The following is a 25,863-nucleotide window of genomic DNA, read 5'->3' on the forward strand; positions in this document are numbered from 1 at the left end:
CATGAGCCAGGCCAGCGCGCTCCGGGCGCCTACCATACAACCACTGCCGCCAACGCCCAGGGAGCAGGCCTTGCGCCCGGAGGTCAATGAAGCCCATGTGCGCTTCATCGGCCTGGGCAAGACCTACCCGGGCCAGGCGCAACCGGCCTTGCAAGGCATCGACCTGAACATCCGCCATGGCGAAATCTTCGGCATCATCGGCCGCAGCGGCGCCGGCAAGTCATCGCTGCTGCGCACCATCAACCGTCTGGAGCAACCCAGCCAGGGCCGGGTGCTGATAGATCAGGTGGACATCGCGCCCTTCGACGAGGACCACCTGGTAGCCCTGCGCCGGCGCATCGGCATGATCTTCCAGCACTTCAACCTGATGTCGGCCAAGACCGTGTGGCAGAACGTCGAGCTGCCCCTGAAGGTGGCCGGCGTGGCCAAGGCCGAACGCCAGCGCAAGGTACGCGAACTGCTGGAGCTGGTCGGCCTGCAGGAAAAGCACCATGTGTACCCGGCGCAGCTGTCCGGCGGGCAGAAGCAGCGCGTGGGCATTGCCCGGGCGCTGGTACATGACCCCGAGATCCTGCTGTGCGACGAGGCCACCTCGGCGCTGGACCCGGAAACCACCGCTTCCATTCTGGAACTGCTGCGTGACATCAACCAGCGCCTGGGCCTGACCATCGTGCTGATCACCCACGAGATGGCGGTAATTCGCGATATCTGCCACCGGGTGGTGGTGCTGGAACAAGGCGAAGTGGTCGAGCAGGGTGAGGTGTGGCGGGTGTTTGGCTCACCACGCCACGAGGTCACCCGTACCCTGCTGGCACCGTTGCAAGCCAGGTTGCCAGCTGCGCTGCAAGCCAGCCTGCGGGCCAGCCCGGCAAGCCGCGACAGTGCCGTGGTGCTGAGGCTGACCCTGCTCGGCGAGCCCGAACTGTCTGCCCTGTTCAACGACCTTGGCGGCCGCGTGCGCCTGCTGCAGGGCGGTGTGGAGACCATAGGCGAGCATGCTCTGGGGCAGTTGATCCTGTCAGTGCAGCACTCGCCGCACGACACCCATCAATTGCTGGAACGCGCCCGCCGCTGGGCCGAGGACGTGGAGGTACTGGGCCATGTGGTTTGATCGCCTGCTGGAAGGCTTGCTCGATACCCTGCTGATGGTTGGCGTGTCGTCGCTGATCGCGCTGCTGGTGGGGGTACCGATGGCGGTGCTGCTGGTCACCAGCGACAAGGGCGGGATTTTCGAGGCGCCGCTGTTGAACCGGGTGCTGGGTGCCTTCGTCAACCTGTTCCGCTCGATTCCGTTCCTGATCCTGATGGTCGCGCTGATCCCCTTCACCCGCCTGGTGGTGGGTACCACCTATGGCGTGTGGGCCGCGGTGGTGCCGCTGACCATTGCCGCCACGCCGTTCTTCGCGAGGATTGCCGAGGTCAGCCTGCGCGAAGTCGACCACGGCCTGGTGGAAGCTGCGCAGGCCATGGGTTGCCGACGCTGGCACATCGTCTGGCATGTGCTGCTGCCGGAGGCGCTGCCGGGGATCGTGGGGGGCTTCACCATTACCCTGGTGACCCTGATCAACTCCTCGGCCATGGCCGGAGCGATCGGTGCCGGGGGCTTGGGGGATATTGCCTACCGGTATGGCTACCAGCGTTTCGATAGCCAGATCATGCTGACCGTGATCGCCATGCTGGTGGCGCTGGTGGCGTTGATCCAGCTGGGTGGGGACCGCTTGGCGAAAGGCTTGAACAAGCGTTGAATTCTTCGCGGGTAAACCCGCTCCCACAGGGATATCACAGCCATCAAACCCTGTGCAGTACCTGTGGGAGCGGGTTTACTCGCGAAGAGGCCCTCAACCCCAGTGCAGATCCTCGGCAGGCACCGGTCGCCCGAACCAGTACCCCTGCCCCAGCTGACACAGCTCCTGTAGCAGGAAGCTGGCCTGCTCCGCCTGCTCGATACCTTCGGCATGCACCTGCATGCCCATGCTGCGGGCCAGGGCTATGATCACCCGGACAATCGCGATGTCGTCCTCATCCAGCGGCAACCCGGCAACGAAGCCCTGGTCGATCTTCAGCTTCTGCACCGGCAAGCGCTTCAGCCGCAGCAGCGATGAATAACCGGTGCCGAAGTCGTCGATGGCCAGGGTCACCCCCAGCTCGCGCAAGCGGTGCAGCTGCTCCAGCGCCACCTCCGGGTCCTCCATCACCGCACTCTCGGTCACCTCCAGCTCCAGCACGGCCGGGTCCAGGCCGGTGTCGTGCAGCACCTCGGCCACCTGCTGGTACAACTCGGGCTGGCCAAACAGGCGGCTGGAGATGTTCACCGCCACGAACGCCAACTGCCGCCCTTCACCCTGCCATCGCACCATCTGCCGACATGCCTGGCGCAGTACCCAAGCGTCGATCTCGGCAATCAGCCCGGTGCGCTCGGCAATCGGGATGAACTCACCCGGTGGCACCAGGCCGCGCTGGGGATGCTGCCAACGCACCAGGGCTTCGACGCCGACCTGGCGGCCGCTCGCTAGGTCGTGCACCGGCTGGTAGAACACCCGCAATTCGTCCTGCTCCAGGGCCCGGCGCAGCTCGCCGGCGGTTTCGACCCGGTGCTGGGCGTGAGCGGTCAGCTCTTCGGTATACAGCGCATAGCAGGCTCGCCCGTTGCTCTTGGCCTTGTACAACGCCGAGTCGGCATTGCGCAGCAACTGCTCGGCACTCAAGGCATCGCTGGGGAACAGGCTGATGCCCACACTGACGCTGATGAACAGGCGGTGGCCGTCGAACACGAACGGATCGCGCATGCGCTCGATGATGCCCTGCGCCAGCTTGCCCGCCTGGCCGACCTCATGGCAGTTTTCCGCCAGCACGCCGAATTCGTCGCCCCCCAGGCGCGCCAGGGTCACGCCGCTGCCCAGCACCTCGCCCAGACGCTCGCCAACCAGCTTCAGCAACTGGTCGCCGATGGTGTGGCCAAGGCCGTCGTTGATGCTCTGGAAGTGATCCAGGTCCAGCAGCAGCAAGGCGCAACCGCGCTTGTTGGCCTGGGCTGCGGCCAGGGCCTGCTCGGCCCGGTCGTTGAACAGCAAGCGGTTGGGCAGGCCGGTCAGTGGGTCGTGGTGGGCCAGGTAGGCCAGTTCCTGTTCCGAATGCTTGATCGCGCTGATGTCGCTGAACACCGCCACGTAGTGGCTGAGCTCGCCTTCATCGTCACGGATGGCGCAAATGGTCTGCCACTGCGGGTAGATTTCACCGCTCTTGCGCCGGTTCCAGATTTCGCCGCTCCACTCGCCCTTTTCCGCCAGGGTGGCGAAGATCTGCTGGTAGAACGCCAGGCCATGGCGACCCGACTTGAACTTGTTCGGGCGCTGGCCGATGACCTCGTCCTGCTGGTAGCCGGTGATGCGCATGAAGGCACGGTTGACGTGCACGATCAGGCCATCGCGATCGGTCACCAGCACGCCTTCGAGGGTGCTGTCGAACACCGCCGCAGCCATGCGCAGGCGTTCACGGTCTTCGCCACGCAGACGCGCGCCAACCCCGATGAAGTCGAGCAGCCGTACCCGCGACACATAGATCAGCACAGCGCTGAGCAGCACCCAGACCACCAGGTTGATCTGCCGGCCCACGTTCAGTGCAAGAGGGTCGTCGGTCATGCCGTGCAACACCACCTCGGCCAGCGTCAGGCAGAGGACCGAGAGCACCACATACAGCGCAGCCATGCGCAAGGCGTCGCGAACTGAAACAGACATGTCGGGTGCAATTGCCCATAGAAAATGATGGGGCATTATAAAGGCTGAAACATGCCGTGACTTCCTATCTGAACGGTTGACTGGTTTTATTTCCCGGTCAAGGGATAATCGGCCCTTCCCCCTGCATTTCGAGGGTATCTACACCTATGTGGTACAACGGCCTGCTCGACTTGTCGGCCTGGCAACTGGTCGGCATCACTTTGTTGATGACCCACGTGACCATTGTCAGCGTCACGGTCTACCTGCATCGCTACTCCGCGCACCGGGCCCTTGAGCTCAATGGCGCGCTCAAGCACTTCTTCCGTTTCTGGCTGTGGCTGACCACGGCGCAGAACACGCGCGAGTGGACTGCCGTCCACCGCAAGCATCACGCCAAGTGTGAAACCCCCGAGGACCCGCACAGCCCCGTACACAAGGGCCTCAGTACAGTGCTGCGCAAAGGTGCCGAGCTCTATCGTGAGGAGGCGCGCAACCCGGAAACCCTGCGCATCTACGGCAAGAACTGCCCGGATGACTGGATCGAGCGCAACCTCTACTCCCGCTACAAGCTGGGCGGCATCGCGCTGATGGCGGTGATCGACCTGCTGCTGTTCGGCACCATCGGCATCACCATCTGGGCAGTGCAGATGATGTGGATTCCGTTCTGGGCCGCCGGGGTGGTCAACGGCCTGGGCCACGCGCTCGGCTACCGCAACTTCGAATGCCGCGATGCCGCCACCAACCTGGTGCCGTGGGGCATCGTCATCGGTGGCGAAGAGCTGCACAACAACCACCATACCTACCCCAACTCGGCCAAGCTGTCGGTCAGGCGCTGGGAGTTCGACATGGGTTGGGCGTGGATCCGCCTGTTCTGCCTGCTGCGCCTGGCCAAGGTGCAGCGCGTGGCGCCGATCGCCCACCGGGTCGAAGGCAAAGGCAACCTGGACATGGACACCGCCATGGCCATTCTCAACAACCGCTTCCAGATCATGGCCCAGTACCGCAAGCTGGTGATCGGCCCGCTGGTCACCCAGGAACTGGCCCGCGTCGATGCCTCGCTGCGCCACCACTTCCGCCGTGCCAAGCGCCTGTTGTCGCGCGAGACCAGCCTGCTGGAAAACCGCCACCACGTGCGCATCGAGTCGATGCTCGCCCACAGCCAGGCGCTGAAGACCATCTACGAAAAACGCCTGGCCCTGCAGCAGATCTGGGCGCGCACCAGCGCCAACGGCCACGACATGCTGGCCGCCATGAAGGACTGGGTACACGACGCGGAAACCAGCGGCATCCAGGCTCTGCGCGACTTCGCGGCACAGCTCAAGACCTACTCCCTGCGCCCGACCGGCGCCTGACCGCCGTTGATCGGCATGCCCCTCTGGCGGGGCGTGCCGACCGGAACTTCGCCCTCTCGTTTACACTCATATCTGGCACATCGCCCGCGTGGCGGGCCAGATGCTGGCCGCACGCTTTCACGCCGAGATCTGCTCCGTGCACATGGCCAAGAACATTCCAACGATACTGCCCGGCACCCCGCCTCCCGAAGCCGCCCAGACCTTGCTTGCGCTGTTCCACGCCCAGGGTGAGGTTGCCCGCCTGAGCGAGCGCGAGCAGCTGTTCAGCTCGCTGCTCGACAGCGTCAACGCGGTGCTATGGGCCTTCGACTGGGAAACCCGTCAGGTGCTGTACGTCAGCCCCGCCTACGAGCGAATCTTCGGCCGCCCGGCCAGCCTGGTACTGGCCGACTACAACGAGTGGCGCGACAGCATCTACCCCGACGACCTGGAGTTCGCCGAGCGCAGCCTGGCCCAGGTACTGCTCAAGGGCTCGGTGGAAGACCGTGAGTACCGCATCTTCAATGCCGACGGCCAGCTACGCTGGCTGAGCGACAAGTGCTACATCAATCAGCAACGCGATGGCGACCGGGTGATCATCGTCGGCATCGCCGAAGACATCACCGAGAAAAAGCAGCTCGAAGGCGAGCTGCAGCGCCTGGCCACCACCGACGTGCTGACCCAGAGCAGCAACCGCCGGCACTTCTTCGAATGCGCCCAGCAAGCTTTCGACAGCGCCCGCGAAGACGGTACGCCACTGGCCTTCCTGCTCTTGGACATCGACGATTTCAAGCGCATCAACGACAGCTATGGCCACCAGGAAGGCGACCAGGTGTTGCAGCAGATCGCCGACAGCGGCAAGGCCGTGCTACGCCGGGGCGACGTGTTCGGGCGTATTGGCGGTGAGGAGTTCGCGGCGGTGTTTCCGGGCTGTACTGCCCAGGTGGCGGAACAGATTGCCGAGCGCTTGCAGCGGCATATCCAGCGGCTGAGCTTCAGCCATGGGGAGCAGACCTACGGCGTGACGGTAAGCCAGGGAGTGACCGGGCTGACTGACGAGGATGCGGCGCTGGACAGCCTGTATGCCAGGGCCGATGCGGCGATGTACCAGGCCAAGCGCCAGGGCAAGAACCAGATCGTCCGCGGCTGAGCCTTTGGGGGGGCTTTGCCCCCCTTTCGCGACACAAGGCCGCTCCTACAGGCAACCGCGTACCCGTGTAGGAGCGGCCTTGTGTCGCGATGGGCTGCAAAGCGGCCCCAAGATCTCAGCCCGAAACTTCACCCTCAGCTAAAGGCGGTTCTTCCTGCTGCGGCTTCACCTCCGGGTTCTCCACCTTGCGCAACCGCCTCAGTTCCGGCAGGCCAAGCTTGAGCAGCCGCGCAGTCTTGCTGCTGGCCACCTTCTCCAGCCCCTGCTCGGCCGGCAGCCGCGACAACTGCCCGGCCAGGTTCATGGCCAGGATCTCCCGCGAATACACCCCGCCACCCAGTTGGTAGATTGCCGCGATCAACTCGCGCAACCCCAGCGGCAACCGCCAGCGCGTACGCAGCGCCGAGCCGAACGCCGCACCGAACTCATTGAGCGACAGCTGCACCTGGTCCTCATCCAGCTCGCCCCCGGCCAGCCGCCACTCCTGCAGGCAGCGCAGCACCGCCAGGTCGCCCAGGCAATGCAGCAACCCCGCGCAATAACAAAGCCCTTCGTCCAGCTCGAGCATGCGTGCCAAGGTGCGGCCATATTCGGCAGCGTGCAGCGACAAATCCCAGTAACGGGCTGCATGCTCCGCCAGCAGCGGGTCACTGAGGCGCGCACTGCGCTTGAGGGTCATGCCCAGGATAAGGTTCATGCTCTGGGTGCTGCCAAGCTTGTTCAAGGCCTGCAGCAACGTCTGCACCGGTGCTTCGCGGTGCAGTGCTGCGCTGTTGGCCGCAGCGATCAGCACGGCGGTGATCTGCGGGTCGCCCTGCACTTGCTCTTCAAGCACTCTCAGGTTCAAGCCATGGGGGTTGAGCGCGCGCTTGATCGCCACCTGCACATCGGCCAGCAGCGGCCCGCCATCGGCGGTAGCGCGACGCTGCTCGAGGTAGGCTGGCAGGCTGGCACCTGCCTGCAAGGCCGGCACAGGGCAGGCGATTTCTTCGCCAACCGCCAGCAGCAGCTCTTCCAGGCGCTTGCGCAGGGTGTCCAGGTTCAGCGGCTTGCTCAGGTAGGCCGTGGGGTGCAGGGGCAATGCTTCGCGCACACTGGCACTGTCGCTGCGGTTGCTCATGAGGATGAACGGCAACCCCGAGCCTTTGGCGCGCACCTTGCGCAACAGGTCGAGGCCATCGACACCAGCCAGTTCGCGCGCGGCGATGATCAGGTCGGGCTTGCTGGACAGCGCGCTCAAGGCCTGCGAGCCGTCGGCGCAGACCTGCAGGCGGGCATCACAGCGCACGCTCAGCAGCATTTCGCTGAGCATGTCGCGTACCCAGGGGTCGCCCTCGACAATCAGCACGCTTGGTGGGGTGGGGTCTGCAGCGTTCATCGCCAACTCCTGAATAGCCCTGACACACAGTCCATCGCAGCTTCCTGAGCAAATCCTCCGACAACGATAGCGCTCCATGGCTTTCCTGGGCACAAAAAAAAACCCGCCGAAGCGGGTTTTTTCTGAAGCGCGTCACATCAGGCGAGTTCAGCGAAGCACTCTTCGATGATAGCCAGGCCTTTGTCCAGCAGTGCGTCTTCGGCGGTCAGCGGAACCAGGATACGCAGGACGTTGCCGTAGGTACCGCAGGACAGCAGGATCAGGCCCTTCTCGCGAGCCTTGGCGACAACCTGGCCAACGGCAGCAGCGTTCGGGGTGTGAGTGCCTTTCTCGAAAACTTCGACAGCGATCATCGAGCCCAGACCACGGACGTCGCCGATGATCGGGTACTTCTTCTGGATTTCGCGCAGGCCAGTGGTCAGGCGCTCACCCACAGCTTTGCTGCGGTCCAGCAGTTTCTCTTCTTCGAACACTTCGATCACGGCCAGGGCCGCGGCGCAAGCGATCGGCGAGCCGGCGTAGGTACCGCCCAGGCCGCCAGGAGCGATGGCGTCCATGTACTCGGCCTTGCCGCACACACCGGCCAGCGGGAAGCCGCCAGCGATGGATTTGGCGAAGGTGGTCAGGTCGGGCGCAACGCCCATCTGCTCCATGGCGAAGAAGGTGCCAGTACGGCCAGCGCCGGTCTGTACTTCGTCGGCGATCAGCAGGATGCCGTGCTGGTCGCACAGGGCGCGCAGGCGCTGCATCAGCTCTTTCGGCGCTGGCAGGAAGCCGCCTTCGCCCTGTACCGGCTCGAGGATGATCGCGGCGATGTCACGCGGCTCGGCGTCGTTCTTGAAGATGCGCTCGACCGAGGCGATGGCGTCGTCAACGCTGATGCCGTGCAGTTCGCTCGGGAACAGGGCGCGGAAGATGCCACCTGGCATCAGGCCCATGCCAGCGGAGTACGGCACGACCTTGCCGGTCAGGCCCAGAGTCATCATGGTACGGCCGTGGTAGCCGCCGGTGAAGGCGATGACACCAGCGCGGCCAGTGGCGGCACGGGCGATCTTGACGGCGTTTTCAACGGCTTCGGAGCCGGTGGTGACCAGCAGGGTCTTCTTGTCGAAGTCGCCTGGGACCAGCTTGTTGATCTTCTCGCACAGCTCTACGTAAGGCTCGTAGGCCAGCACCTGGAAGCAGGTGTGGCTGACCTTGGTCAGCTGCTCTTGCACGGCCGCAACCACTTTCGGGTGCAGGTGGCCGGTGTTCAATACTGCGATGCCGCCGGCGAAGTCGATCAGTTCGCGGCCTTCAACGTCGATCACGGTCGAGTTCTTCGCGGTATCGACGAAGATCGGGTGGATCTGGCCAACGCCACGTGGGACGGCGGCTACACGACGTTGCATCAAGGATTCGTTGGTCTTGCTCATAATGCCCTCATTGCGCCGGTCTGGAGTGGCGCTTTTATTCGGGGGTGGCTGGGAGTGCTCGCGAACAGTATTCGTTGATCGACTGCCATGAACGCCCTGGCCACCAGGTACTGCGATGTAAAAAAGGCCAGCGAGACGTCGCTCTCGCGCCCCGCTGGCAGAGGTAAAGCCGTTACCGTGCGATCAGACGCTGATGCACAGGTATTTGATTTCGAGGTAGTCCTCGATACCGTACTTGGAACCTTCGCGGCCCAGGCCCGAGGCCTTGATGCCACCGAACGGTGCCACTTCGTTGGAGATCAGGCCGGTGTTGATACCTACCATGCCGTATTCCAGGGCTTCGGCAACACGGAACACACGGCTCATGTCGCGGGCGTAGAAGTACGAGGCCAGGCCGAACTCGGTGTCGTTGGACATGGCGATGACTTCGGCCTCGTCCTTGAAGCGGAACAGCGGCGCCAGTGGGCCGAAGGTCTCTTCCTTGGCGACGGCAGCGGTCTTCGGTACGTCGACCAGAATGGTCGGTTCGAAGAAGTTGCCTTCGATGATCTTGCCACCGGACAGTACCTTGGCGCCTTTGCCAACGGCGTCTTCGATGTGTTCCTGGACCTTGGCGACAGCCTTGCCGTCGATCAGCGGACCAGTGGTGGTGCCTTCTTCCAGGCCGTTACCGATCTTCAGCTTGGCAACAGCGGCGGCCAGCTTCTGGGCGAACGCGTCGTAAACGCCGTCCTGCACGTAGATACGGTTGGCGCAGACGCAGGTCTGGCCGTTGTTGCGGTACTTGGAGATGATCGCGCCCTCGACCGCCTTGTCCAGGTCGGCGTCGTCGAACACGATGAACGGGGCGTTGCCACCCAGCTCCAGGGAAACCTTCTTGATGTCCTTGGCGCATTCTTCCATCAGCTGGCGACCGATTTCGGTCGAGCCGGTGAAGGACAGCTTGCGGACCAGGGAGTTGCCGGTCAGTTCGCCGCCAACTTCGCCAGCGCTGCCGGTAACCACGCTCAGCACGCCAGCCGGGATGCCGGCACGGTGGGCCAGTTCGACCAGGGCCAGGGCGGAGTAAGGGGTCTGCGAGGCAGGCTTGAGCACCATGGTGCAGCCAGCGGCCAGGGCCGGGCCGGCTTTACGGGTGATCATGGCGGCCGGGAAGTTCCACGGGGTGATGGCCGCGGTAACGCCGATTGGCTGCTTGATGACGATCAGGCGCTTGTCTGGCTGGTGGCCCGGGATGGTGTCGCCATAGACGCGCTTGGCTTCTTCGGCGAACCACTCGATGAACGAGGCAGCGTAGGCGATTTCGCCCTTGGCTTCGGCCAGCGGCTTGCCTTGTTCGGTGGTCATCAGGCGAGCCAGGTCGTCCTGGTTCTCGATCATCAGTTCGAACCAGCGACGCAGCTTGGCCGAACGCTCCTTGGCGGTCAGGGCACGCCAGGCCGGCAGGGCCTTGTCGGCGGCTTCGATGGCGCGGCGGGTTTCCGCGGTGCCCATCTTCGGCACGGTACCGATGACTTCACCAGTGGCCGGGTTGGTGACCTTGATGGTCTGGCCGTTGTCCGCATCCAGCCACTCACCATTGATGTAGGCTTGCTGGCGGAACAACTGAGCGTCTTTGAGCTGCATGTCGGCTTCCCGAATTGTTGATTGTTGAAAAGCGCCCAAGGCAGGGCATCGAGCGTTTGAAATCTCAAACGAATGCTAAGCGGCTGCTGGGGTGTTGGACAATAGGCTGTTCGAAAAAAAGAACGAATGGTTGAACACCTTGGCGGAAATTTCATGATTTGCATAATGGCAACCGGCCTCGTCGCGGGTAAACCCGCTCCCACAGGATCTGCACAGCATCCAGAATTTGTGCAGTACCTGTGGGAGCGGGTTTACCCGCGAAGAGGCCAGTACAGGTTAGACGAAGGAGCTGAAGGAAATGTGATGGGAGGACCGACGGCCCTCCCGGAAGGGATTGATCAGAACGCCTTGGCCAGGTCGATCACCAGTGCCCGGTAACCCACGCTGCCCGGCTGCCGGCTGCGCACCTTCAGCTCCACCAGCACCTCCTGGGTCCCGCGCCGCACCTCGTTGAGCACGGTGGTTGTCAGTTTCTCCGGGGTCAGGAAGTTCACCGACGCCGAGTAGATGAACTGGGTGTCGGTCTCTGGCCGGTAGGCCACCACCGAAGTCACCGGGCTGTACCACTCGTCGCCGCGCTCCTTGCCGTATTCCCACACCTGCTCGACCGTGCCCTTGGCCTCGTCGATGCGGTACTCCACCGCCCGGCTGTAGTTGCCGGTCAGCCTGGTTGGCGCAAAGTCGCGGCCCCAGCCGTTGTCGAACACGGTCAGCGTGCCTTTGCCGGTCAGCCAGGCGGTGTGCTGGGTCCACGACCAGTCGAAGCCTTCGCTCGCCACCGGCTTCAGCACTTTTTCGCGCAGGCGCTCAGGCCAGCCTTGGGGCGAGGCGAGAATCCATTTCACCTGTTTGTCGCGGCCTATCTTCACCACGCCCTGGTGCCGTGCTGAAACGATGATGCTGTCGTCTTCGGCGTCGTAGTCGATGGCATTTACGTGTGCCCAGTTACGCCCGGTGCCCACCCCCGGGGTGTCACCAAAGGGCAGGTCACCCTCGGCCAGCTCGTTGGCCAGCCGCTCGTCCTGTTTCTGCACCCCGGGCGGCAACTGGATGGCTGCCTTGCCCAGGGTTTCCAGCAGGTCGCCACGGTACGGGTCGAGGATCTGGTTGAGGTCCCAGAAGTCCAGCACATCACCGGCCTCGTTGACCTCGATGATGTGGTCGCGGATCGAGCGCACGCGCTTGCCGTCGGGCCGGCGATAGTCGCTGGTGCCCACCCGCAGCAGGTAGGTGCCATTGGCGGTTTCGCGGATTTCATGGGAGAAATCGGCAAACTTGTCGGGCAGCGTGCGTTGCCAGATGCGCCGGCCCAGCAGGTCGTATTTGGAATAGGTCTGGCCCTGGCCCCAGATCAGCTTGCCGTCGCGGGTCTGCTGGAAGCCCATGGTGCCGCCCAGGCCATCGCGGCGGTTGGAGTCGTGGATCTGCTCGATGTCCAGGTACCAGCGCACGTCACCATTGCTGTCGGCAATCCAGTTGTTGCCCACCTGGTCCCATTCTGCCGCGCCGCCCAAGGCATTCCACTTGAAGGCGCGCCCGCCCGGGATGTCACCCTGCAGGTGGTTGAACAGGTACAGGCGCTTTTCAAAACCTGGCGCTACCTTGACCGGCTGTACTTCAGGCAAGGCAGCGGTCTGCTTGGCCACCACCGGCAAGCGCACGGCCGGGGCGTAGATCTGGTAATGCTCGCGGATGCGCTCGCCGTCAAGCTTGTAGGTCACTTCCACCTGGTTGACGTGATCCGGGTACAGGCCGAATACCGGGATGCCGCCGTAGGTCCACAACGAGCGGTCGGATACCTCGTAGGCGATGTCCACACCCCGCTCGCCCCGCCCCAGCACGCGCACGTGCGCGGCACTCAGGCTGCGCCCACCGTCGCGAATGATTGCGGTCAGCGGCGCCAGGCGATACGGGTTGACCACCACATCGCCGAGCAGGGCACCGTCAGGTTCGGGGACCTTGGCGGTCAGGCAGGCGCCTTCAGGCAATGCAGGGGTTTCGGTCTTGGCATTCATGGCATAGCTCCTTGTGCTCAGAAGTCGTAACGGGCGGTGGCGCCAAAGGTGCGCGGGGTGCCGAGCACGCCGGCATAGCCACCGTTGGCGGAGTTCCAAAGGCTGGTGAAGTAGGTCTTGTCGCCGGCGTTCTTCACCCACAGCGACAGGTCGACCACGCCGTCGGCCTGGTCCAGGCGCACACCGGCGGAAAGGTTGACCAGCGCGTAGCTGGGGATCTGGCCGAAATCGGAGTCGTCAATGGTGCCCACCGCCTTGGAGCGGAAGGCGTAGCTGGCGGTGACATAGGGTTCGATGTGCTCGCTGGCCTGCCACTTGTACTGGGTGTTGAGGTTGGCGATGTACTTGGAGGCGCCGACAACCTGGTGGCCGGACAAGTCGCAAGTGGCGGTGGCGTTGGCCAGGCTCACCTCCGGCGGGCATGGGGCGTCCTTGTACTCGGTGTAGCGCACATCGTTCCACGAGCCGTTGAAGTTGACCGTGAGGCCGCGCAGCGGCAGCGCCGTGGCTTCGAACTCCAGGCCACGCGAGCGCACCTTGCCGGCGTTGGCCAGGTACTGCACGCGGTTGACCTGGTCGTAGACGTTGGCCTGGTAGCCATGCACTTCGGCCCAGAACAGGTTGGTATTGAGCTGCAGGCGGTCGTCGAACAGCGAGCTTTTCAAGCCGACTTCGGCGTTGTTGACCCGCTCGGTGCCAACCAGCAGCGAGTCGGTGCCCAACCGAGGCGCAGCGCCAACGGTAAGGTTGATGCCGCCAGACTTCTCGCCGTGGGTCAGGGTGGCGTAGCCCAGCAACTGCTCGTTGAAGCGGTAGCTCAGGCCCAGCAGGCCAGAGGGGCTGAAGCTGTACTGGTTGAGGTCGCCTGAATCGTAGGCGCCTACCCGAGCCTGGCGCGCTGCTGCGGCGGCCCCGGTTACTGCTGCGCCGCCGGTTGGTGCATCGCGGGTCACCCAGGCGCTCTTTTCTTCATAGGTGCCGCGAACGCCGGCGGTGAAGTCCAGGCGGTCGGTGATGTGCCAGGTACCCTGGGCGAACAGCGCGTAGCTGTCCGTGTCGATGTGCCCGTTGCCAATGGTGTCGACGTTGGCCAGGGCGCCAGCCGGGGTGAGGTTCCAGATATCCGCCTGCGGCCCGTAGTAAGTGAAGGATTTGTTGTCCAGGTCCTGCTTGAAGTAGTACGCGCCAAGCACGTAGTCGAAGGCGCCCCCGGTGGGCGAAGCCAGGCGGATTTCCTGCGAGTACTGCTTGTCGCGCACCGATACCCCGGCGCTGTAGAACACCGGCACGTTGAGGCCGTCGTCATTGCGCGGGGTGAAGTCCCACCAGCGGTAGGCGGTGATCGAGGTCAGGGTGAAGTCGTTGGGCAGGGTCCAGTTGGCCTCCACCGAGGTGCCGCCCTGGAACACCGTCACTTGCTGGTCGGCGTCGAAGTTGACCTTGCGGTCCTTGCCCGACACCAACGTTGCGCCGGCCTGCGCGGCCAGGCTTTCGTAGCGGTTGACGCCATTGATGGTCGGGCCGGTGCTGTACAGGCTGAGGATGCCGTTGTCGGAGTCTTCTTCGTTGTATTCGCCGATCCAGCGCAGGTTGAAGGTTTCGCTCGGCTTGAACAGCAGCTGGGTACGAAAGCCTTGGCGCTTGCCGCCGTTGAGGTCGTCGCCGTTGTGGATGTTCTTCACATAGCCGTCGTCTTCGGTGCGGTAGGCGCTGATGCGCCCCGCCAGTGTGTCGCTGATCGGCCCGGAGAAGCTGCCTTGGGTCTGCAGGTAGCCGTCTTCACCTATCGACTGCTGGATGCTGCCTTCGCGGTGGAAGGTGGGCTTGCGCGTGGTGATGTTGAGCACGCCGGCGGTGGTGTTCTTGCCGAACAGCGTACCTTGCGGGCCGCGCAGCACCTCCAGCTGCTCCACGTCCAGCAGGTCGAACACGGCCATGCCGGGGCGGCCGAGGTAGACGTTGTCGAGGTAGATGCCGACGCTGCCTTCCAGGCCATCGCTGGCGGGGTTGTTGCCCAGGCCACGGATCGAAATGCTCGACTGGCGGGCATGAACGTAGGCGACGTTGGTGCTTGGCACCAGTTGCTGCAGGTCCTGCACGCGGTAGATGCGTTGGCTTTCCAGGGTTTCGCTGTCGAGCACGCTGATCGGCGTGGGCACGCTTTGCGCGGTTTCTTCGCGGCGGCGTGCATTGACCGTGACGGTACCGAGCTTGGCTTCCTGCTCCACCGCCGGGGTGGCGTTGACTGGCTCTTCGGCGAAGCTGGTAGAGGATGCGGCCAGCAGCACGCCAGCAGCCAAGGGTTGCAAGGTGAAACGCGACGCGCGCGCAGGCCAACGGGAAACTCCGGACATGCAAATGCTCCTTGAGGCATGGGCCCTGGCGAGCATTTCCGTTGGCGGAACCGAATCGCGGTCAGTCGGGCTTATATTCTTTTAAGTGATATAAATATTTGCAATTCATATTTTGTGGAATAAGTGACACCCTTTATAAGGTGGCTAACCCTTGTCAGCAATTGCATTCGACCGAAAGTTTCAATGTAAAAAATGCATATCGATCTCCGTCAGCTGCGCCACTACATTGCCCTTGTCGAGCACCGCAGCTTCGTTGCTGCGGCGGCTGCGGTGAACCTGTCGCAATCAGCATTCAGCCGCAGCATCCAGACCCTCGAACACAACATCGGCTGCCGCCTGGTGGACCGCGCCAGCAAGGAGCTGGCGCCGACTCGCCAGGGCCTGTTGGTGCTGGAACATTCGCGGCGGCTGGTGCATGGGGCACACAACCTGGTCAACGAGATTCACCAGTTCAACGGTGCCACTACCGGCGTGGTGCGCTTCGGCTCCGGCCCCGCGCCGGCAGGGGGTTTGGTACCGCGGGCGGTGGCACGCTTCGTCGCCGAATACCCCGCGGCCCGTACCTGCTTCCAGGTAGATAACTGGCAGGCGCTGAACCGCAAGCTGGTTGCCGAGGAGATCGAGTTCTTCGTCGCCGACACCCGCCAGTTCGAATCTGATCCGGACTATCAGGTGCACAAGCTGGCGCCGCAGCGCTGGCATTTCTGCTGCCGCGTCGGGCACCCTTTGACCGAGCGCGAGAATGTGCAGGCGCGTGACCTGTTCGACTATCCCCTGGCCACCACCTTCCGCCCGCCGAATATCCGCAAGATCCTCAGCGACCTCAGCGGGCGGCAGGATTTTCTGCCGACGGTGGAGTGCGAGCATGGCTATGCGCTGCTGAATGTGGTGATGCATTCGGACACCATCGGCATTGCCTGCAATGCCAACTTGCGGCCGTATCAGCGTGACGGGGGATTGGTGGCATTGCAGCTGGCCGACCTGACAGTGGAGCAGGAGGAAGCGTTCTATACCCGTTATGGGGTGGTGAGCCGGGTGGGGTATGGGCTATCGCCGCTGGCTCAGGGGCTGGTCAGGCAACTGATTGCCTGCGATACCGAGTTGTAGCTGGCGGGGGCTGTGCCCCCGAATCGCCGGCAAGCCAGCTCCCACACCGACCGCGCCGAGTTCAAGCCATGTGCAGTACCTGTGGGAGCTGGCTTGCCGGCGATGGGCCGCAAAGCGGCCCCGGCAATATCAGCCTTTACGCGTAGTACGGCTGAGTTGCCCATCCACCCCGACCGGCACCTCACCCGCCAGGGTCACCCGCCGCACCACCCGCGGCTGGGTCCCGTAATCGTCCACTGCATAATGCTGCGTCGCGCGGTTGTCCCAGATCGCCACATCCCCAGCCTGCCAGCGCCAGCGAACGGTGTTCTCCAGGCGTGTCACATGCCCTTGCAGCACTGCGAACAGGTGTTGCGAATCTGCCAGCGAATAACCTTTGATGCGCTTCACGAAATGCCCCAACTGCAGCACCCGCTCGCCACTGATCGGGTGCACGCGCACCACCGGGTGCTCGGTCTCGTACACGGTGGAGGTGAACACCTTGCGGTAACGCTCAAGCTTCGCCGGCTCGACATCGGGCTTGAGGCTCGCGTAGTCATATTCGTTGCTGTGCACCGCCCACAACTTGTCGGCCAGCTCGCGCAACGGCTCGGGCAGCTCCTGGTAGGCCGTGGCGGTGTTGGCCCACACGGTGTCGCCACCGGATGCCGGCGCCACCACGCTACGCAGGATCGAGGCTTTGGGGTAGGCGTCGACGAAGGTCACGTCGGTGTGCCAGGAGTTGGCCCGCTGGCCTTCGGCACCATCGAGCTGCAACAGGTAGCTGGTGCCATCCACCACTGGCACGGTGGGGTGGGCGACCGGCTCGCCGAGCAACTTGGCGAAGGCTTCCTGGCTTTGGTCATCCAGGTGGGTCTGGCCACGGAAGAAGATCACCTTGTGCTTCACCAGCGCGGCCTGGATGGCGTCGAGGGTGGCGGCATCAAGGTCGGCGGACAATTGCACCCCGCGAATTTCGGCGCCGATGCGGCCGGCAACCGGGTGTATGTCGAGTTCGAGGGTTTGTGGCGCAGTGGCCAGGGCGGCGTTGCTCATGGTCGTGTCCTTGCGGTCATTGTCGGGTTTTCGGGTTTCAGCGGGCGGCCTGCACGGCCTGTTTCTGTTGCAGGGCGGCTTCGAGGAAGCGTGGTTCGATCCAGTCGGCCACCTGGAAGCCACGGCGGATCAGGCGCTCCTTGGCAGCCAGGTCCACGCCCTGCTGCAGCTGGCCGACAAATTCGGCGTCCAGCCGTGGATCGAAGTAATGGGCCAGGTCTTCCTTGGCCAGGTCGTCGGTAAGGATGCTGCGCGGCCAGTTGGCATTGCTGGCCACCAGCTCGACGTAGGCCTCGCGGTTGTGTTCGTCGCGCAGCCAGGCGCTGGCCTGTTGCTGGGCATTGACCAGGCGCTGCACCAGCTCGGGGTATTTGCGGATGAAGTCGCCAGTGCCCAGCAGCACCGCCTGGGTACTGCCGGCGCCTTCCAGGTCACGTGAGTTGACCGGTAGTTCGACCAGCCCGCGTTCGCGCAGCGACAGCAGGTTGGACAGGCCCCAGGTGGCGTCGATCTGCTTGGCGGCCAGTGCGGCGTTGGCGGCGTTGAAGTCCAGGTTGATCACCTTCAGATCGCGCTCGCTCAGCCCCTGGCTGGCCAGGGCGCTGGCGAACGACAGCTGGTTGGCGGTGCCACGGAACACCGCCACGCGCTTGCCCTTGAGGTCGTGCAGGGTCTTGATGCCGGAACCGGGCACCACGCCCAGGTAGCTCTTCACCCCACGTACGCCCGCCGACAGTACGCGGGTGTCCAGGCCATTGGCCTTGCCGACAATGGCGGCCAGGTCGCCGAGGTAGGCGAAATCGGCCTGGCCGTTGGCCAACGCTTCGTTCACCACCGGCCCGGCGCCCTTGAAGAAGTGCCAATCGATGCGAATGTTGTCTTTGGCGAATTCCTTCTCCAGCAGTTGCTGGTCACGCAGCACATCGACCACGCCACCGGCGCTGGGCTTGCTGCCCGCGCTGAGGTCGGGTACGGCGATGCGGATGCTTGCTGGCTTGGCCGGTTCAGCTGCGTGGGCGCTGAGGGTAAAGGCCAGCCCAAGGGCGGTGATCAGGTGACGCAGCGGGGTTTTCATGGCAAGGCTCCTTGGCAGGCTGCCACCGGCGATGGCCGGCGCTTTGGCCAGAAGCTAGGCAGGTCTTGTTAGAACCTACAAAGATCAAAACTTCATTCTTCAGTAACTGGAAAGCATAAATCAGGCGACATGCGGGCCTGCGGCGGGCTTGCGGAAAACGCATGGAAAATATGAGGAAAACGCAACGGCGAGGGGCTTCCGTATGCAGGAAGTGCATGCTCTTATCTCTTGAAAGTCGTTTTTGAGAATTTTTAATTCCATAAATGAATAATCTAACAATGCTTCGAGAGATGGCCGATGAATGGAATTCTGAGCAGAGGTCGGGATTGGTTTCGAGGGCCGCTGCGCGGCCCATTCGCGACGCAAGGCCGCTCCCACAAAGATCGCGCCAGCTTGCTGCCCTGGTTGTTGCCTGTGGTTATTGCGCTGCTGTGGGTAGTGGCCAGCCGGGAGCACTGGATGAGCGAGCAGATCCTGCCAGCGCCGGCATTGGTGTGGCAGAGCGCGGTGGAGTTTGGCTCCGGCGAGCTGTGGGGGCACCTGTGGATAAGCTTGCAGCGGTTGTTCTGGGGGTTGGCGGTCGGCATCGGCAGCGGCTTGCTGCTGGGAGTCTGGCTGGGGGCTTCGCGGCGGGCGCAGACGCTGGTGCTGCCTACTTTCGTGGCGCTGGCACAGATTCCTACCCTGGCCTGGATCCCGTTGTTCATGCTGTTCTTCGGGATCGGCGAATTGCTCAAGCTGGTGGTGCTGGTAAAAGCCGTGGTGGTCCCCGTTACCTTGCACACGCTGGTCGGTGTACGTGATGCCCAGCCCAAGCTGCGAGAGGCCGCTGCAGTGCTGCGCCTGCCTCGCCATCTGCTTTTTCTGCGGCTGCTGCTGCCGGCTGCACTGCCCGCCTTTCTAACTGGCGTACGCCTGGCCCTGGCCACCGGCTGGACCTCGCTGCTGGCGGTCGAACTGCTGGCCTCCAGCGAAGGGATTGGCTACCTGATGGTGTGGGGGCGGCAACTGTTCATGCTCGACCTGGTGCTGCTGTGCATCCTGGTGATCGGCCTGGTCGGCGCACTGCTGGAGCGCGGCTTCTCGGCCCTGGAAAAGCGCCTGCTGTACTGGCCGCAAGCGGCCACAGGGGAGCAGCACCGTGGCCCCGTGCCGCGGGGTTGGCAAAGCCTGCTGCTGCCACTGGCACTGTTGGCACTGTGGCAGGCCAGCAGCAGCTTTGGCTGGGTCGACAGCAACATCCTGACCTCGCCACTTGAAGTGTTGCGCACCCTGCTGACCGGCCTGGCCGATGGTTCGCTGCCTCAGGCCTTGCTGCTGAGCCTGCAGCGCGCCCTGGCCGGCTTGCTACTCGGCGGTGGCGCTGGCCTGCTGGTCGGTTTGCTGTTGGGGCTTTCGGCCAATGCCGAACGTATCTTCGGGCCAAGCCTGTCGGCCCTGCGTCAGGTGGCGCTGTTTGCCTGGGTGCCGCTGCTCACAGCCTGGTTCGGCCTTGGTGAAGGGGCCAAGCAGGTATTCGTCGGCATGGCCGCGTTCTTCCCGCTGCTGATCGCCACCCAGCGCGGTATCGCCAGCCTGTCGCCGCAGCTGGGCGAAGCGGCGCGCACCCTGCGCCTGAACCTGTGGCAACGCCTGCGCCTGCTGGTGCTGCCCGGCGCAGCCCCGGCCATTTTCGCCGGCCTGCGCCTGTCGCTGATCTACGCCTGGCTGGGCACCATTGGTGCCGAATACTTCATGCCCTCGGACGGCGGTATCGCCAGCCTGATGGTCGGCGCGCAGCAACTGTTCCGCATGGACCAGGTAATGGCCGCCATGCTGTTGATCGGCCTGGTCGGCGCCCTGCTCGGCACCCTTGGACAACGCCTCGAATCGCGCGCCACGCGCTGGAGAACCGCATGAACGCCTTCAATACCTCACACCTGCACGCGGCCAACCAGCCCGACGTCACTCCTCCCCTGGTCAGCTTCGAGGGGGTCGGCAAAGTGTTCAGCGTCGATGGCCAGCCGCTGGAAGCCATCCGCAACTTCAACCTGTCGATCAACCAAGGCGAATTCATCGCCATCGTCGGTGCTTCCGGCTGCGGCAAATCCACCCTGCTGCGCCTGCTGGTCGGGCTGGATACCGACTACAGCGGCAGTATCCGCGTCGACGGCCACACTGTCAGCGGCATTGGTAGCGAGCGCGGCATCGTGTTTCAGGAACACCGGCTGTTCCCTTGGCTGAGCGTGGAACAGAACATTGCTCTGGGCCTGGTCAACGAGCCGCTCATCCAGGGTGAACGCGCGCGACGGGTACACGAGTTCGTGCAACTGGTGGGGCTGGTCGGTTTCGAGTCGGCCTACCCACACCAGCTGTCCGGCGGCATGGCCCAGCGCGTGGCGATCGCCCGAGGCCTGGTAGCCAGCCCGCGTATCCTGCTGCTCGACGAGCCGTTCGGCGCGCTGGATGCGCTGACCCGCCAGCAACTGCAGGACGAGCTGCTGGCCATTCGCGAACGTGCCGGCATCACCACATTACTGGTCACCCATGACGCCGAAGAGGCTACCTACCTGGCCGACCGGGTGGTGGTTCTGGAGCCACGCCCGGGGCGGATCAAGTCGGTGGTGGAAATCGACCTGCCACACCCACGGTTGCGTACGGGCGTAGCACTTCACGGGCTGCGCGAGAAGGTACTGCACCAGATCACTGGGGATGGCGGCTACCTGACACCGCCGGTGCGACGGGTCGAAGGGCTGAGGCCGGAGCTGATTGCGCTCTGAGCCTGTGGGAGCGGGCGTGCCCGCTCTCACAGGACTGCACATGACTTTTGAATTAACAGGAACCCTGTGGGAGCGGCTTCAGCCGCGAACACCGGCGCAGCCGGTGCCATGCACCGCGTTGGATTTTTCGCGGCTAAAACCGCTCCCACAGGGTACGCGGACCGCCTGCGAATTCAGGTCTCCATGCGACAGCGAATGCCCGCGAAGAAAACTCACCGGGCACTCAGGTCTCGCAGGTAAGCCCAAGGGTAGATACCCCGTTCATGCCCATCGCTGAACACCAGTTGCACGCCATATCCTTGCGGCTCGATGTGCACCACGCGCACATCATCGCGAACCAGGCTGATGTTCCCCTGCAGCCGTGCCGCTCGGCATTGCGAGCAGGGGCAAGCACCGCGCAGGCGGGCATGGCTGAGACTATGTTCGCCGTCTTGCCATTGCAGCATCAGTTGCCCGGGGCCGCGCATGTTGCGAAGAGCTTGCGGGGCGTTCATCAGGAGGCCCCGCGCAGTTGTGCCATGGCAATCCGCACAGCCTTGCGCACCTCGGGGTCGCTATCGGCCTCGGCAGCCTGCAGCACCGGCAAGGCACGCGCCTGGCCCAGCTCCCCCAGGGCCAGAGCGGCCTCCTTGCGCAGGTTGGCCATGCCGTGGCCAAGCAACTCGCCAAGCGCGTCCAGTGCCGCAGCATGACGTAGCCGCCCCAGAGACCGCGCCGCACGCAGACGTACTTGCCAGAAGTCATCGGCAAGGGCATTTACCAGTGCCGGGCCTGCAGGGGCCAAGCCCACCTTGCCTAGCGTGGTGGCGGCTTCTTCGCGCACTTGCCAGGCCTTGTCACTCAATGCCGCCACCAAGGCTGGCACCACCGCGCTGTCGCGCGCGAGCCCCAGCGCACCGATGGCCGCGCGGCGCACCTCGGTGTCCGGCTCGTCTTCGGCAAGCTTTGCCAAAGCTGGCAAAGCCGGCTGGTGCTTGAGCCAGCCAAGAATACCCACGGCCTCACGCCGGACCGCAGCGTCGTCATCGGCCAGGGCAAGCAGTGCAGGCTCCGCGGCATCTTCCAGGCGCAGCTCGCGCAAGGCGCGCAGGGCGCTGGCACGGACGAAGGCATCGGCATGCTTGACCCATGGCAGGATCAACTGCCCGGCTTCCAGGCTCTTGAGCTCGCTGAGGCTCTGGGCGGCCGCCAGCCGTACCGGCTCGGCAGCATCGGCCAGCGCAGCGCACAGGGCCTGCACGACTTCGGGCTCTTCCCAGGCCTCGAGCAGGCGCGCGGCCTCGGCGCGCACCTCGTCGGCGGTATCCACCAGCAGCGCATCGGTGAGCCATGGCAAGCCATCGGGGTCTTCCAGGTCGGCCAGTTCGATCAGGCCGATACGGCGTACCCCCGCGTCAGCGGCCCCAAGGCGAGGCAGGAGGGCAAGGATGTCGGGGTTGTCAGTCGTTCGTTCAGTCATAGCGCGATCCGTAGCGGTGGGTGCTCAGTGTCCGGCAGGCCCAGCGGGGTCAGGCGCGGAAGTTCGCGGCCCTCCTCGTGACGGAGCAAGGCCAGACAGTGACGCTTGAGGTGAGTGAATTCAGGGCTGGTCAGCAGGCTGGCGCGGCGTGGGCGCGGAAAGTCCAGGTGCAGGTCTTCGATAAAGCGGCCAGGTCGCGGGCTCATCACCAAGATACGGTCGGCCAGGAACAGCGCCTCGTCGATGTCGTGTGTGACGAATACCACGGTGGTGCGGATACTTGCCCAGATATCCAGCAACAGCTCCTGCATGCGTGCACGGGTTTGCGCATCCAGGGCACCGAAAGGTTCGTCCATCAGCAAAAGGCGCGGGCGGTTGATCAGCACCCGGGCAATCTCGGCCCGTTGCTGCATACCGCCGGAAAGCTGGCTGGGCCAGCGCCCGGCAAAGTCATCCAGCCCCACCAGTTGCAGCATTTCGCGAGCCTGCCGGCGACGTTCGGCGCGGCCCTGGCCCTGCATCTTCAGGCCGAAGGCCACGTTGTCGAGCACGCTACGCCAGGGCAGCAAGGTATGGTGCTGAAACACCATGCCACGCTGCGGTGACGGCCCGGCAACAGCCTGGCCGTCCACGCTCAACTGGCCGCTGCTGGGTACCAGGTGCCCGGCCAGGGCACCGAGCAACGTCGACTTGCCACAACCGGAAGGGCCAAGGATGCAGACGAACTCGCCAGGCTCTACGGCAAAGTCCAGCCGCTGCACCGCTTCGAATGCTTCGCTACCGTGCCCCAGGCGTATCGACAGGCCACGCCCGTCAATACGCCCTGGGGCTGGTTGATAACTGTTCATCAGCTGGCCCTCCGCGTGCGGTACCAAGGCGTGGCCAACTCCCCAAGGCGCTTGACCAGGGCACTGCTACCCATGCCCAGCACGCCGATCAGCAGCATGCCGACGATGATGTCGGGGTAGTTTTGCAAGGTGTACGACTCCCAGGTGTAGTAGCCGATACCGAACTGCCCGGAAATCATCTCGGCGGTGACCAGGCAGAACCATGATGTACCCATGCCGATGGCCAGGCCCGTGACGATGCTTGGCAACGCTCCCGGCAACACCACTTCACGCAGAATCGACCACCGCTCTGCCCCGAGGCTGCGCGCCGATGCAACCAGGCGCGGGTCGACGGCCTCGACGCCGTGCACGGTGTTCAGCAGGATCGGGAACAACGCGCCAGTGAACGTTATGAACACCATCGACAGCTCCGACGACGGGAACATCAGGATCGCCAGCGGGATCCACGCCACCGCCGGAATCGGCCGCAGTACTTCCAGTGGCGGCAGCAGGGTGTCCTCGGCCCATTGCGAGCGGCCGATCAACAACCCCAGGGCCACGCCAGTCAGCGCTGCGGCGGCATAACCGGCAAACACCCGCGACAGGCTGCTGCCCAGGTGCGCCAGCAGGGCGCTGGAGGTCAGCAACTGCCAGGCAGCTTCCAGCACCGCCTTGGGTGTGGGGACATAGGTGAACGTCAGCAGCCCGAGGTCCAGCTTCACGCTCGCCGCTGCCTGCCAGAACAGCAGGCAGGCCAGCAGCGAAGCCAGGCGCACCGGCCAGCGCTTGAGGTTACGGGTCATGTCGGTGCCTCCCGGTCAGCGCTGGGCGACCAGCTTCTGGTTGGCGCTGACAAAGTCCAGCGCTTCACCGCCGTGGGCCTTGGCATACTGCTCGGCCTGGTCCTTGAGCAGGAACGCCGCGAGTTCACCCTTGGCGTTGCGCACGAACCAGGCCTGGTTCGCCAGCAACTTGATTCCGCTGTCGGCGGCCTGGGCGTAGATGGCGCGGATGTCCTTGCCCTCCTGCTCCAGCTGGGCCAAGGCGCCAAGCGCGGCCTCCGGCGAAGCGTAGTGGCGGACCTTGCCTTCACCGCGCACCCAGATCTGTGCCAGGCGGCTGAAGTCGGTAATCGGTTTGCCTGTCAGCGCGTCATTGGCCTTGAGTGGCTGCGGGTCGTAGTCTTTCAGCGCCTTGTCGTAGTCCAGGCCAGCCTCCTTGAAGGCCGCACGGATGTACTGGTCGTCGATGAACTTGTCGGTGTCGAGACCGCGATCGGTCTTTTTGAGCAGCTTGAGCGTATCGATGGAGGTTGCGACTGCCTGACGGTATTCAGGCTTCCAGGTCAGGTCGCGGGTCTGCAGGCCGAGCGGGCCGTGGAACAGGTAATTGACCTCGGCTTCGATGCCGGTGACTTTCTCGATCAACTCGCTGTACTTCTCAGGTTCCGCAGCGATCAGCCGATCGGCTTCGAGGCTGGCGCGCAGGTAGGCGGTGACCACTTCCGGGTACTTCTTCGCATATTCGGCATCGACCAAGGCGCCATGGAAGGTCGGTGCGTTGGCCTGGGCGCCGTCATAGATCTTGCGGGCGAAGCCGCGGTTGGGGAACAGTTCGGCGAACGGCACAAAGTCGGCATGGGCTTCGATGCGGTTGCTACGCAGGGCGGAACCGGCGATTTCCGGCGCCTGGGCGATGATGCGCACATCCTTCTGCGGGTCCCAGCCCTGGGCTGCCACGGCACGTAGCAGCATGCCATGGGCGGTGGAGGCGAACGGCACGGAAATGGTCCTGCCCTTGAGTTCAGCCAACGATTGCACGCTGGACGCCGCAGGTACGACGATGCCATTGCCGCTGCCGTGCACGCTGCCCGACAGCACGCTTATGAACAGGCTGCGTTTGCCGGCATCCAGGTGAGCAACGCCGTTGAACGAGCCGGGGAAGTCGGCCATGGCGCCGAAGTCGAGCTTGCCAGCGACCATTTCGTTGGTCAGTGGCGCACCGCTGGTGAAGTTCTTCCACTCAACCTGATACTTGGCATCTTTGTATTTGCCGTCATGCGGCAGGTACTTGTCCAACAGGCCAAGCTCGCGTATCAGCAGGCCGCCGGTGGCGCAGTTGATGGTGGTGTCCTGGGTGCCGATGGCGATGCGGATGGTTTCGGCACTGGCATTCAGACCAGTGAGCGCCAGCGCGAGGCCGGCCACGGTTGCAACAAGGCGCATGGGTGTTTCCCCTCGAGTCGTTATAAGAATTGGGTCGTCTCCGCCGCCCGGCTTGGGTGGTGGGAAACGAGGGGCAAAGCAGGAGGGCGTCCGGTGGTGCGCCGGATGGCGGGATGAATCAGCGCAGCAGGTACGGGATATCGACCTTCACCGCACCAGTGGGGCAGTCCTTTTCGCAGGGCATGCAGTACCAGCATTCGTCGAAGGCCATGTAGGCCTTCTGCGTGGCCGGGTTGATCGCCAGCAGGTCCATGGGGCAAACCTCGACGCATACGGTGCAGCCTTTGTCGGCGATGCACTTGTCTTCGTCGATGGTGACGGGGGCACTGCTGCGGAAGAAGATTTCTTGCGGCTGGTAGGCCATTTCACGGAGTCCTCGGGGCCTTCATTGGCT

21 protein-coding genes are annotated in these 25,863 nt (G+C 64.1%); 7 read left to right on the forward strand and 14 right to left on the reverse strand.

All coding sequences use genetic code 11. The features are described 5' to 3' along the window. Position 1 precedes the first annotated feature (1 nt). Together J5M58_RS06465 and J5M58_RS06470 are read left to right on the forward strand one after the other, a co-directional pair. A complete protein-coding gene (locus J5M58_RS06465; protein WP_207877594.1) occupies positions 2–1,111 on the forward strand; it encodes a methionine ABC transporter ATP-binding protein in 1,110 nt (369 codons plus the stop codon). Then, positions 1,101–1,745 (forward strand): methionine ABC transporter permease, encoded by a 645-nt coding sequence (locus J5M58_RS06470; RefSeq protein WP_008096606.1) that lies wholly within the window; start codon positions 1,101–1,103, stop codon positions 1,743–1,745. The genes J5M58_RS06465 and J5M58_RS06470 overlap by 11 nt, the downstream gene beginning before the upstream one ends. 93 nt (positions 1,746–1,838) lie before the next feature. On the opposite strand, the gene dibA is transcribed toward J5M58_RS06470, so the two are convergent. Then, a complete protein-coding gene (gene dibA / locus J5M58_RS06475; RefSeq protein WP_207877595.1) occupies positions 1,839–3,734 on the reverse strand; it encodes a phosphodiesterase DibA in 1,896 nt (631 codons plus the stop codon). Between the two features lie 146 nt (positions 3,735–3,880). Between dibA and desA the strand changes: the two genes are divergently transcribed. Continuing rightward, positions 3,881–5,065 (forward strand): delta-9 fatty acid desaturase DesA, encoded by a 1,185-nt coding sequence (gene desA, locus J5M58_RS06480; protein ID WP_207877597.1) that lies wholly within the window; start codon positions 3,881–3,883, stop codon positions 5,063–5,065. A 100-nt stretch (positions 5,066–5,165) separates the two neighbouring features. Next, a complete protein-coding gene (locus tag J5M58_RS06485) occupies positions 5,166–6,194 on the forward strand; it encodes a sensor domain-containing diguanylate cyclase (RefSeq protein ID WP_207877599.1) in 1,029 nt (342 codons plus the stop codon). Between the two features lie 115 nt (positions 6,195–6,309). Here J5M58_RS06485 and J5M58_RS06490 read toward each other — a convergent pair whose 3' ends face one another. From J5M58_RS06490 to J5M58_RS06510, 5 genes are all read right to left on the reverse strand, one after another. Further along, positions 6,310–7,572, reverse strand: coding sequence for a response regulator (locus J5M58_RS06490; RefSeq protein ID WP_112251268.1), 1,263 nt, complete (start codon positions 7,570–7,572; stop codon positions 6,310–6,312). A gap of 137 nt (positions 7,573–7,709) precedes the next feature. Continuing rightward, positions 7,710–8,987 carry a 4-aminobutyrate--2-oxoglutarate transaminase gene (gene gabT, locus J5M58_RS06495; protein ID WP_112251266.1) on the reverse strand — a complete coding sequence of 426 codons (1,278 nt, stop codon included), beginning with the start codon at positions 8,985–8,987 and terminating at the stop codon, positions 7,710–7,712. A gap of 183 nt (positions 8,988–9,170) precedes the next feature. Further along, the gene (gene gabD, locus J5M58_RS06500) at positions 9,171–10,613 is read right to left on the reverse strand and encodes an NADP-dependent succinate-semialdehyde dehydrogenase (protein WP_015268576.1); all 1,443 of its coding nucleotides are present in this window, start codon (positions 10,611–10,613) and stop codon (positions 9,171–9,173) included. 338 nt (positions 10,614–10,951) lie between these two features. Next, positions 10,952–12,628, reverse strand: coding sequence for an aryl-sulfate sulfotransferase (locus J5M58_RS06505; protein ID WP_207877600.1), 1,677 nt, complete (start codon positions 12,626–12,628; stop codon positions 10,952–10,954). A gap of 17 nt (positions 12,629–12,645) precedes the next feature. After that, a complete protein-coding gene (locus J5M58_RS06510; RefSeq protein ID WP_207877602.1) occupies positions 12,646–14,982 on the reverse strand; it encodes a TonB-dependent receptor in 2,337 nt (778 codons plus the stop codon). Positions 14,983–15,174: 192 nt separating this feature from the next. Here J5M58_RS06510 and J5M58_RS06515 point away from each other — a divergent pair, with 192 nt between their 5' ends. Next, the gene (locus tag J5M58_RS06515; protein WP_207877606.1) at positions 15,175–16,089 is read left to right on the forward strand and encodes a LysR family transcriptional regulator; all 915 of its coding nucleotides are present in this window, start codon (positions 15,175–15,177) and stop codon (positions 16,087–16,089) included. Positions 16,090–16,218: 129 nt separating this feature from the next. Here J5M58_RS06515 and J5M58_RS06520 read toward each other — a convergent pair whose 3' ends face one another. Together J5M58_RS06520 and J5M58_RS06525 are read right to left on the reverse strand one after the other, a co-directional pair. Then, positions 16,219–17,124: a TauD/TfdA family dioxygenase gene (locus tag J5M58_RS06520; protein ID WP_207877608.1), complete on the reverse strand. Its 906-nt coding sequence runs from the start codon at positions 17,122–17,124 to the stop codon at positions 16,219–16,221. A 37-nt stretch (positions 17,125–17,161) separates the two neighbouring features. After that, positions 17,162–18,199 (reverse strand): ABC transporter substrate-binding protein, encoded by a 1,038-nt coding sequence (locus J5M58_RS06525; protein ID WP_112251258.1) that lies wholly within the window; start codon positions 18,197–18,199, stop codon positions 17,162–17,164. A gap of 297 nt (positions 18,200–18,496) precedes the next feature. Here J5M58_RS06525 and J5M58_RS06530 point away from each other — a divergent pair, with 297 nt between their 5' ends. Further along, a complete protein-coding gene (locus J5M58_RS06530) occupies positions 18,497–20,098 on the forward strand; it encodes an ABC transporter permease (protein ID WP_243432227.1) in 1,602 nt (533 codons plus the stop codon). Next, positions 20,095–20,958, forward strand: a complete 864-nt coding sequence (locus J5M58_RS06535) for an ABC transporter ATP-binding protein (protein ID WP_112251256.1) — start codon at positions 20,095–20,097, stop codon at positions 20,956–20,958. The genes J5M58_RS06530 and J5M58_RS06535 overlap by 4 nt, the downstream gene beginning before the upstream one ends. 212 nt (positions 20,959–21,170) lie before the next feature. Here J5M58_RS06535 and J5M58_RS06540 read toward each other — a convergent pair whose 3' ends face one another. The 6 genes from J5M58_RS06540 to J5M58_RS06565 form a co-directional block, all read right to left on the reverse strand. After that, a complete protein-coding gene (locus J5M58_RS06540; RefSeq protein ID WP_112251254.1) occupies positions 21,171–21,452 on the reverse strand; it encodes a gamma-butyrobetaine hydroxylase-like domain-containing protein in 282 nt (93 codons plus the stop codon). After that, positions 21,452–22,417, reverse strand: a complete 966-nt coding sequence (locus tag J5M58_RS06545) for a HEAT repeat domain-containing protein (protein WP_112251252.1) — start codon at positions 22,415–22,417, stop codon at positions 21,452–21,454. Before J5M58_RS06545 ends, J5M58_RS06540 begins: the two co-directional genes overlap by 1 nt. Then, positions 22,414–23,265 (reverse strand): ABC transporter ATP-binding protein, encoded by an 852-nt coding sequence (locus J5M58_RS06550; protein ID WP_112251250.1) that lies wholly within the window; start codon positions 23,263–23,265, stop codon positions 22,414–22,416. The genes J5M58_RS06545 and J5M58_RS06550 overlap by 4 nt, the downstream gene beginning before the upstream one ends. Continuing rightward, entirely contained in the window at positions 23,265–24,047 is a 783-nt protein-coding gene (locus J5M58_RS06555) for an ABC transporter permease (RefSeq protein ID WP_112251248.1), read from the reverse strand. The genes J5M58_RS06550 and J5M58_RS06555 overlap by 1 nt, the downstream gene beginning before the upstream one ends. Positions 24,048–24,062: 15 nt before the next feature. Next, positions 24,063–25,469: an ABC transporter substrate-binding protein gene (locus J5M58_RS06560; RefSeq protein ID WP_207877612.1), complete on the reverse strand. Its 1,407-nt coding sequence runs from the start codon at positions 25,467–25,469 to the stop codon at positions 24,063–24,065. Positions 25,470–25,587: 118 nt separating this feature from the next. Continuing rightward, positions 25,588–25,833 (reverse strand): ferredoxin family protein, encoded by a 246-nt coding sequence (locus tag J5M58_RS06565; protein WP_046616397.1) that lies wholly within the window; start codon positions 25,831–25,833, stop codon positions 25,588–25,590. Between the last annotated feature and the right edge of the window lie 30 nt (positions 25,834–25,863).

This window comes from Pseudomonas sp. 32_A, assembly GCF_017490905.1.
Classification (GTDB): domain Bacteria; phylum Pseudomonadota; class Gammaproteobacteria; order Pseudomonadales; family Pseudomonadaceae; genus Aquipseudomonas; species Aquipseudomonas inefficax.

Coding starts and splice junctions, on each gene's coding strand:
- J5M58_RS06565 (WP_046616397.1), bottom strand. CDS start 25,833: ATGGCCTACCAGCCGCAAGAAATCTTCTTCCGCAGCAGTGCCCCCGTC.
- J5M58_RS06555 (WP_112251248.1), bottom strand. CDS start 24,047: ATGACCCGTAACCTCAAGCGCTGGCCGGTGCGCCTGGCTTCGCTGCTG.
- J5M58_RS06545 (WP_112251252.1), bottom strand. CDS start 22,417: ATGACTGAACGAACGACTGACAACCCCGACATCCTTGCCCTCCTGCCT.
- J5M58_RS06540 (WP_112251254.1), bottom strand. CDS start 21,452: ATGAACGCCCCGCAAGCTCTTCGCAACATGCGCGGCCCCGGGCAACTG.
- gabT (WP_112251266.1), bottom strand. CDS start 8,987: ATGAGCAAGACCAACGAATCCTTGATGCAACGTCGTGTAGCCGCCGTC.
- desA (WP_207877597.1), top strand. CDS start 3,881: ATGTGGTACAACGGCCTGCTCGACTTGTCGGCCTGGCAACTGGTCGGC.
- J5M58_RS06485 (WP_207877599.1), top strand. CDS start 5,166: ATGCTGGCCGCACGCTTTCACGCCGAGATCTGCTCCGTGCACATGGCC.
- J5M58_RS06490 (WP_112251268.1), bottom strand. CDS start 7,572: ATGAACGCTGCAGACCCCACCCCACCAAGCGTGCTGATTGTCGAGGGC.
- J5M58_RS06520 (WP_207877608.1), bottom strand. CDS start 17,124: ATGAGCAACGCCGCCCTGGCCACTGCGCCACAAACCCTCGAACTCGAC.
- J5M58_RS06530 (WP_243432227.1), top strand. CDS start 18,497: ATGAATGGAATTCTGAGCAGAGGTCGGGATTGGTTTCGAGGGCCGCTG.
- J5M58_RS06550 (WP_112251250.1), bottom strand. CDS start 23,265: ATGAACAGTTATCAACCAGCCCCAGGGCGTATTGACGGGCGTGGCCTG.
- J5M58_RS06510 (WP_207877602.1), bottom strand. CDS start 14,982: ATGTCCGGAGTTTCCCGTTGGCCTGCGCGCGCGTCGCGTTTCACCTTG.
- J5M58_RS06465 (WP_207877594.1), top strand. CDS start 2: ATGAGCCAGGCCAGCGCGCTCCGGGCGCCTACCATACAACCACTGCCG.
- J5M58_RS06515 (WP_207877606.1), top strand. CDS start 15,175: ATGCATATCGATCTCCGTCAGCTGCGCCACTACATTGCCCTTGTCGAG.
- gabD (WP_015268576.1), bottom strand. CDS start 10,613: ATGCAGCTCAAAGACGCTCAGTTGTTCCGCCAGCAAGCCTACATCAAT.
- J5M58_RS06505 (WP_207877600.1), bottom strand. CDS start 12,628: ATGAATGCCAAGACCGAAACCCCTGCATTGCCTGAAGGCGCCTGCCTG.
- J5M58_RS06470 (WP_008096606.1), top strand. CDS start 1,101: ATGTGGTTTGATCGCCTGCTGGAAGGCTTGCTCGATACCCTGCTGATG.
- J5M58_RS06535 (WP_112251256.1), top strand. CDS start 20,095: ATGAACGCCTTCAATACCTCACACCTGCACGCGGCCAACCAGCCCGAC.
- J5M58_RS06560 (WP_207877612.1), bottom strand. CDS start 25,469: ATGCGCCTTGTTGCAACCGTGGCCGGCCTCGCGCTGGCGCTCACTGGT.
- J5M58_RS06525 (WP_112251258.1), bottom strand. CDS start 18,199: ATGAAAACCCCGCTGCGTCACCTGATCACCGCCCTTGGGCTGGCCTTT.
- dibA (WP_207877595.1), bottom strand. CDS start 3,734: ATGTCTGTTTCAGTTCGCGACGCCTTGCGCATGGCTGCGCTGTATGTG.